Origin of the sequence: Mesorhizobium sp., assembly GCF_017306585.1 — a bacterium.
Taxonomy (GTDB): domain Bacteria; phylum Pseudomonadota; class Alphaproteobacteria; order Rhizobiales; family Rhizobiaceae; genus Mesorhizobium.
The window spans coordinates 21,320-28,845 of the sequence record NZ_JAFKIC010000190.1; the positions used below are offsets into that span (position 1 = coordinate 21,320).

The 7,526-nt window shown below is 62.3% G+C and carries 6 protein-coding genes and 1 pseudogene; all 7 read left to right on the forward strand.

Annotation, left to right across the window (positions count from 1 at the left end):
• The first annotated feature begins 182 nt into the window (after window positions 1-182).
• Window positions 183-1,862 (forward strand): amidohydrolase, encoded by a 1,680-nt coding sequence (locus J0I79_RS23235; protein WP_292864536.1) that lies wholly within the window; start codon window positions 183-185, stop codon window positions 1,860-1,862.
• A gap of 139 nt (window positions 1,863-2,001) precedes the next feature.
• Complete coding sequence (locus tag J0I79_RS23240; RefSeq protein WP_292864539.1) at window positions 2,002-3,096, forward strand: ABC transporter ATP-binding protein; 1,095 nt, start codon at window positions 2,002-2,004, stop codon at window positions 3,094-3,096.
• Window positions 3,096-4,016: an ABC transporter permease gene (locus tag J0I79_RS23245; protein WP_292864542.1), complete on the forward strand. Its 921-nt coding sequence runs from the start codon at window positions 3,096-3,098 to the stop codon at window positions 4,014-4,016. The genes J0I79_RS23240 and J0I79_RS23245 overlap by 1 nt, the downstream gene beginning before the upstream one ends.
• Entirely contained in the window at window positions 4,009-4,809 is an 801-nt protein-coding gene (locus J0I79_RS23250; RefSeq protein WP_292864545.1) for an ABC transporter permease, read from the forward strand. Before J0I79_RS23245 ends, J0I79_RS23250 begins: the two co-directional genes overlap by 8 nt.
• A 23-nt stretch (window positions 4,810-4,832) precedes the next feature.
• Entirely contained in the window at window positions 4,833-5,867 is a 1,035-nt protein-coding gene (locus tag J0I79_RS23255; RefSeq protein ID WP_292864548.1) for an extracellular solute-binding protein, read from the forward strand.
• Window positions 5,868-6,002: 135 nt separating this feature from the next.
• On the forward strand, window positions 6,003-7,037 hold the full coding sequence (locus J0I79_RS23260) for an extracellular solute-binding protein (protein ID WP_292864552.1): 1,035 nt from the start codon (window positions 6,003-6,005) through the stop codon (window positions 7,035-7,037).
• A gap of 58 nt (window positions 7,038-7,095) precedes the next feature.
• A pseudogene (locus J0I79_RS23265) lies at window positions 7,096-7,526 on the forward strand (serine hydrolase); the annotation flags it as partial.

Sequence of the window (7,526 nt, forward strand, 5' to 3'; positions counted from 1 at the left end):
TTGACAAACGCGAATAATTAGTCGCATTCTTTTATCCACGCTGTCTTGAGGGATAACAAGGGGAATTTCCAGGACGGCGCGCCGGCATCGATCTTTGTCCCGTGACGCCACTCCGCTGGAGCGGCGGGTCGCCGGGCAAGAGGGTTGCCGGTTTCAGCCAGTCGTCAAAGCGCGGAGTCGCGATGTCTGTCACGGGTGCGGGTCATAGTGCGGATCTGATCGTCATCAACGGTCATGTGCTGACCATGGACGAAGACAATCCCACGGCCGAGGCCGTCGCCGTGAAGGACGGCGCCATCCTTGTTGCCGGTGCCCGGGCCGACGTTGAGGCGCTGAAGGGACCGGCCACCAAGGTCATCGACGCCAAGGGCGGTTCGGTGCTTCCTGGTTTCATCGAAGCGCATATGCATCTCTTCTCCGGGGCGGCCGAGCTTGCGCATCTGCAGCTCTCCGGCGTTCACGGTTTCGAGGCCCTGCAGACCGCGATCCGCGACTATGCGCAGTCGCGTCCCGAAGCGAAGATGCTGGTTGGCCAAGGCGTCGACTACACGGTGCTCGACGAGGAACGGGTGACGCGCCACCATCTCGATGCGATCCTGCCCGACAGGCCTTTCGTCATGGCGGCGCCCGACCATCATACTATGTGGGCAAACACCAAGGCGCTGGAGAAGGCCGGAATTCTGAACGGGCGCGAACTCGGGCCCGGCAACGAGATCGTCATGGGCGAGGATGGCCTGGCCAATGGCGAATTGCGCGAAGGCGAAGCGTTCGGTCCCGTGCTCGATCTTGCCGGCGAAAGCCGCGTGCGGCTCGGACTATCGACAGGCGGCGAGCCGGACCCGATGCCGTCGGCGGAGGAGCGCGCCTTCGATCGCGATATCATGCGGCGCGGGCTCGCCTGGTGCGCGCGCCACGGCATCACTTCCATCCAGAACATGGATGGTAACCTTTACCAGCTGGAGCTGCTGGCCGAGATCGAGGCCGAGGAAGGGCTGCCCTGCCGTGTGCAGATACCGTTCCACTACAAGAACTTCATGACGCTCGACATGCTCGACAAGGCTTCCGCCATGGCCGAACGCTACAAGAGCGAGTGGCTGTCCTCGGGTATCGTCAAAGTGTTCTATGACGGCGTCCTCGATTCCTGGACGGCGGTGATGGTCGAACCCTATGCGGACCGTCCGGATTGGGTCGGCGAGCCGCTGTTCACGCCGCAGCAGTTCATCGATCTGGCGGTCGCCATCGACAAGCGCGGGCTGCAGATCGCGGTGCACTCGATCGGTGACGGCGCGGTGCGTGCTGTGCTCGATGGATATGCAGCAGCGCAGAAGGCAAACGGCAAGCGCGACAGCCGCCACCGCATCGAACATATCGAGGTCACCACCACAGCCGACGTGCCGCGCTTCGCCGAACTCGGCGTCATTGCCTCGATGCAGCCGCCCCATCCGCCCGGCGCCATGGATTTCCCGCTGGAGCCGACCGTGTCGCGCATCGGCAAGGACCGCTGGCCGCTCAGCTACGCCTGGCGTACGCTGAAGGATGCCGGCGCGCATGTCGTCTTCGCTTCGGACTGGCCGGTATCGCCGATCGATCCGATCCTGGGCATTCAGGCGGCAGTGCTGCGCAAACCGTGGGCAGAGACCGACCCGGACCAGCGCTTCTCGCTGCATGAATCGATCGCCGCCTACACCGTCGAGGGCGCCTATGCCGAATTCGCCGAGGATCGCAAAGGCGCTCTGAAGCCGGGCTACATGGCGGATCTGGTGGTGCTGTCCGATAACATCGAGAAGGCGGCGCCAGAGAAGCTGTACAAGCTTCACCCGGTGACGACGATCTGCGGCGGCAAGGTCACCTACCAGGCCTGACAATGGCATGCGGCTTGCTAGCCGAAAGACTGACTGAACTGTGATTCAATGCCGGGCTTGCCAACCTACCGGCCATGTGGTCACATCCAACAGGGGAAAGCTCCGCCAGCAAGAGCGGGGTCAACAGTGAGGCGTAGTCGTGCCGGACAAACCGGATCGGAATGCGATTGAAGTAGTAAACGTCAGCAAAATTTTCGGGTCGGGTGAAGGGCAGGTCGCTGCCCTCGACAAGGTCTCGGTATCCATCCGCGAGAACGAGTTCTTCACGCTGCTGGGACCATCCGGATGCGGCAAGACCACCTTGCTGCGCCTGATCGCCGGCTTCGATTTCCCCACCGCCGGCGAAATCCTGCTCTATGGCCAGGACATCGCGCCGTTGCCGCCCTTCAAGCGGCCGGTCAACACGGTTTTCCAGTCCTACGCACTGTTCCCGCACATGACGGTCGCCGACAATATCGGTTTCGGCCTGGAGATGCTGGGCAAGCCGAAGGCCGAGATCAAGGCGCGTGTCGCCGAGATGCTGAAACTGGTCAAGATGGAGGCCCTGGCGGGCCGCCGGACGGCGCAGATTTCGGGCGGCCAGCAGCAGCGCGTGGCCCTGGCCCGGGCGCTCGCGCCGCAGCCGAAAGTGCTGCTGCTCGACGAGCCCTTGTCGGCGCTGGACTACAAGCTGCGCAAGGAGATGCAGATCGAGTTGAAGCGGCTGCAGCACGAGACCGGCATCACCTTCATCTTCGTCACGCACGACCAGGAAGAAGCGCTGACCATGTCGGACCGCATCGCTGTCATGTCGTCGGGCAAGATCCTGCAGGTCGGTTCGCCCTGGGACATCTACGACAAGCCCGCGGACCGCTTCGTGGCCGACTTCATCGGCGAGACCAACTTCCTGACCGCCGCCATATCCGGTGTCGCAAACGGCAGGGCGCGCGCCACGCTTAAATCCGGCGCCGCCATCGAGGCGACCGTCGCCGACGGCTTCCAGCCGAAGGACAACGCCACTGTCGTGGTCAGGCCGGAGCATGCCAAGCTGACCAAGGACAAGGGCGATCTGGCCGGCACGGTCGACAACATCGTCTATTTCGGCACCGACACCCATATCCATGTCCATCTCGACAGCGGCGAGACCTTCACCGTGCGCCAGCAGAATTCCCGCAGCGCCGGCTGCGGCTTCGAGCGCGGCGACAAGGTCGGCATCCTGATCGGCAACGACGCCGCGCAAGTGCTGAGGGACTGATGGCCACCGCTGAAGAAGTCGCCAAGGCAGCGGAGCGGCGCGACGTCCGCGACCGCTGGCTTTTGTCCGCGCCGGCCTTGCTGGTCATCCTGCTCGCCGCGACCGGCCCGTTGCTGATCGTGGTTGTCTATTCGTTCCTGGCTCCCGGCGCCTATGGCGACGTGAAGTGGCAGTTCTCATCCGACGCCTGGACGTCGGTGTTCCTGGAGCGCGACATTTTCGACGATACGCTGTCGCTCGCGGCGGCGCACGTCACCATCTTCTGGCGCTCGATCAAGCTCGCGGGGGTGACGACGCTCGCCACGCTGGCGCTCGGTTTCCCGACCGCCTATTTCATGGCGACGCGCAGCGAAAAGACCCGGGATCTCTGGCTGTTCCTGATCACCATTCCGTTCTGGACCAATCTTCTGATCCGCACCTTCGCGGTGCTGCAGATCATCCGCAACGAAGGCATCATCAACACCATCCTGCTTAAGCTCGGCATCGTCTCCGCGCCGGTCCAGATCCTCTATACGGATACGGCGATCCTGATCGGCATGGCCTATGTGTACCTGCCGCTGATGGTGCTGCCGATCTACGCCAGCATGGAAAAGCTCGACTTCCGTCTCGTCGAGGCAGGTTACGATCTCTATGCCACACGTTTCAGGGTGCTCTGGCGCATCATCTTCCCGCTGGTCAAACCGGGTGTCATCGCCGGCTCCATCCTGGTCTTCATTCCTGCCCTCGGCGCCTATGTGACGCCGAGCATTCTGGGCGGCGGCAAGAACATGATGCTGTCCAATCTGATCGAGTTGCAGTTCGGACAGGGCCGTAACTGGCCGCTGGGTTCGGCGCTGTCGATCACGGTGATGATCATCGTCATGGTGGCGCTGCTTGCCTATGTGCGCAACGCCAGCAAGTCGGGGGTGCGGCATGGCTAGCAACTTCTCCATCAAGCACCAGCCAGGGTTCACCGCGATCGCGGCAACCTGCTTCGTGGTGCTTTACCTGCCGATCATCGTGCTGGTGATCTACGCCTTCAACGCGGCGACCTCGACTTCCGAATGGGGCGGCTTTTCGCTGAAGTGGTTCCAGTCGGCCTACCAGAACACGCAGGTCATCGACGCGACGCTGCGCTCGTTCCAGATCGGCGCCATCGCGGCCGTGCTGTCGACCATCTTCGCCACGATGGCGGCGCTCGCCACCACGCGCACCAACTCCTATCCCGGGCTCACCTTCAAATACGCGGCGATCAACCAGCCGCTGATGGTGCCCGAAATCGTCACCGCCGTGGCGCTGCTGATCTTCTTCTCGCGCGTGAAGATCTTCACCGGCTATTCGGGCCTGGGTTACCTCATCGCCGCGCATACGGCGTTCTGCATTCCCTTCGCCTATCTGCCGATCCGGGCGCGGCTGGAGAATATGGACCTGACGCTGGAACGCGCGGCGGCCGACCTCTACGCGACGCCGTGGAAGACCTTCCGCCGCATCACGCTGCCGCTGCTGTGGCCCGGCATCCTGGCCGGACTGATGCTGGCCTTCGTCATCTCGCTCGACGATGTCGTCATCACCGAGTTCGTCAAGTCGGGCGGCCAGGACACGCTGCCCACCTACATGCTCGGCCAGATCCGCCGCGGCATCACACCCGAGATCAACGCGATATCGACCGCCTTCCTGCTGCTTTCGGTCGCGATCGTCACGTTGTTTTTCTTCGTCAGCAGGAAACGAGACTGAAACCGACAATGGGAGTTGTAACCATGAACTGGAAGACCACAGCGACCGCCATGGGGTTGGCGCTGCTCGCTTCGACGGGCCTCGCCCGCGCCGATGGCGTGCTCAACATCTACAATTGGGGCAATTACACCAGCCCCGACGTGATCAAGAAGTTCGAAGCCAAGTACAACGTCAAGGTGACGATCACCGACTACGATTCCAATGACACGGCGCTGGCCAAGGTTCGCCAGGGCGGCACCGGCTTCGACATCGCGGTGCCCTCGCAGACTTACGTGCCGATCTGGATCAAGGAAGGCCTCATCCAGGAGACTGATCCGGGCAAGATGGAAAACGCCAAGAACATCGCGCCCGAATGGGCCAATCCCGATTTCGATCCAGGCCGCAAGTACACCGTTCCGTGGGCCTGGGGCACGATCGGCGTTGTCGTCAACACGGATGCCTATAAGGGCCCGGCCAACACCTGGGGCATCATCTTCAACACGCCCGACGAGTTGAAGGGCAAGGTCAACGTCGTTCCCGAGATGGGCGACGTGATGTTCGCCGCGATCAAGTATGTCGGCGGCCAGCAGTGCACCGACGACAAGGCCGTGCTGAAGAAGGTTCGTGACCTCCTGGTTGCCGCCAAGCCGAACTGGATCGCCATGGAATACAACACCATCGAGAAGATGGGCGCCGGCGACTTCAAGGCGACCAGCGACTGGAACGGCTCGGCGCTGCGCCAGCGCCTGGCCAATCCGGCCATCCACTTCAACTATCCGAAGGAAGGCTACGGCCTGTGGAGCGACAACGTCGTCGTTCTGAAGGAAGCCAAGAACGTCGAGAACGCCAAGCTGTTCCAGAACTTCATCATGGATCCGGAAAACGCGGCCGGCCTGTCGGCCTTCCACCGCTATGCCAACGCGATCTCCGGTTCGGACAAGTACATGCCGGCCGACATGAAAGACGCACCGGAAGTGGTCATTCCGGCGGAAGACAAGCCGCTCGGCGAACTGCAGAAGATGTGCCCGCCGGAAACGCAGGAACTCTACACCAAGATCTGGACCGAGCTGCAGAAGTAAGCTTCCAGCAGCACGTTCAGCCGACATGAAGACGGCCGGGATCGAGACGATCGATCCCGGCCGGCAGACAGTTTTTGTCTGCGGTACCCAAGCTCTTATGAACCTCCAAGCTCTTATGAAAAAAGGGAATATGCCATGAATTTAAGACTGTTCGCCGCCACCGCGGCACTGGCCCTGACGGCCGCGACGGGCTTCGCCCGCGCCGAAGGCGAGCTCAACATCTACACTTGGGGCAACTACACCAGCCCCGAGGTCATCAAGAAGTTCGAGGACAAATACCAGGTCAAGGTGACGATCACCGACTATGATTCCAACGAGACGGCGCTGGCCAAGGTGCGCCAGGGCGGAAGCGGCTTCGATATCGCCGTGCCCTCGCAGACGCATCTGCCGATCTGGATCAAGGAAGGCCTGCTGCTCGAGACCAATCCCGGCGGCATGGAAAACGCCAAGAACATATCGCCCGACTGGGCCAATCCCGAATTCGACCCCGGCCGCAAATATTCGGTGCCGTGGGCCTGGGGCACGGTCGGCATCGTCGTCAACACCAACACCTACAAGGGCGACATCAACACCTGGGGCCTCGTCTTCAACACGCCGGACGAGCTGAAGGGCAAGATCAACGTCGTTCCCGAAATGAAGGACGTCATGACCGCGGCGATCCGCTATGTCGGCGGCGAGCAGTGCACGGCCGACAAGGAGGTCCTGAAGAAGGTGCGCGACCTGCTGGTAGCCGCCAAGCCGAACTGGATAGCGATGGAGTACAGCGCCATCGACAAGATGAAGGCTGGTGACTTCCAGGCGTCCACCACCTGGAACGGCGCCGGTCTGCGCATCCGGCTCGCTCGCCCCGAAGTCCATTTCGCCTATCCGAAGGAAGGCTTCACTTACTGGAGCGACAACGTCGTCGTGCTGAAGGACGCCAAGAACGTCGAGAACGCCAAGCTGTTCCAGAACTTCATCATGGACCCGGAGATCGCCGCGCAGCTTTCCGCCTATCACCGCTATGCCAACGGCATCGCCGGATCGGAGAAGTTCATGCCGGCCGACATGCGGGACGCGCCGGAGATCATCATTCCGGAGGCCAGCAAGCCGCACGGCACGATGGCCATGATGTGCGCGGCCGAGACCGACGCGATCTATACGAAAATCTGGACCGAACTCCAGAAATAGCAATATCGGAGCCCGGCATCTGCTTTGCCGGGCTCCTTGTTTTCAGACGGGTGTCGCCATGAGCTCCTACCAAAACAGCGATCCGAGGCCGGCGATCATGCAGGGTTCGCCGCCCGGGATGGTGCCGCCGAGACTGGACTGGGACAGGCCGCCCTGGAACCGCTGGGCCTTCCAGCACATCAGGGAAATTCTGCCGACCGCCGAAGTCTGGCGCGGCAATGGCCACCGCCACCGTTTCGAACGGGCCGAGGCCGATCTGGAGGGGTTGCCGGTAGAGGACAGCACGGGCGGGCCTTCGACGCTGGCGGGATTGCTGGACGAGACCTACACCGACGGGTTCCTGGTGCTCAAGGACGGCAAGATCGCCTATGAGCGCTACTTCAACGGCATGGACGAGCGCACGCTGCATTTGTCGCAGTCGATGGCCAAGTCGGTCACCGGCACGGTGTGCGGCATACTGGCCGGCCGTGGCCTGATCGATCCTTCGAA

What these genes read in the sequence shown, in the direction of transcription:
- J0I79_RS23255 (WP_292864548.1), top strand. Translation starts at nt 4,833, where the DNA reads ATGAACTGGAAGACCACAGCGACCGCCATGGGGTTGGCGCTGCTCGCT.
- J0I79_RS23260 (WP_292864552.1), top strand. Translation starts at nt 6,003, where the DNA reads ATGAATTTAAGACTGTTCGCCGCCACCGCGGCACTGGCCCTGACGGCC.
- J0I79_RS23235 (WP_292864536.1), top strand. Translation starts at nt 183, where the DNA reads ATGTCTGTCACGGGTGCGGGTCATAGTGCGGATCTGATCGTCATCAAC.
- J0I79_RS23245 (WP_292864542.1), top strand. Translation starts at nt 3,096, where the DNA reads ATGGCCACCGCTGAAGAAGTCGCCAAGGCAGCGGAGCGGCGCGACGTC.
- J0I79_RS23250 (WP_292864545.1), top strand. Translation starts at nt 4,009, where the DNA reads ATGGCTAGCAACTTCTCCATCAAGCACCAGCCAGGGTTCACCGCGATC.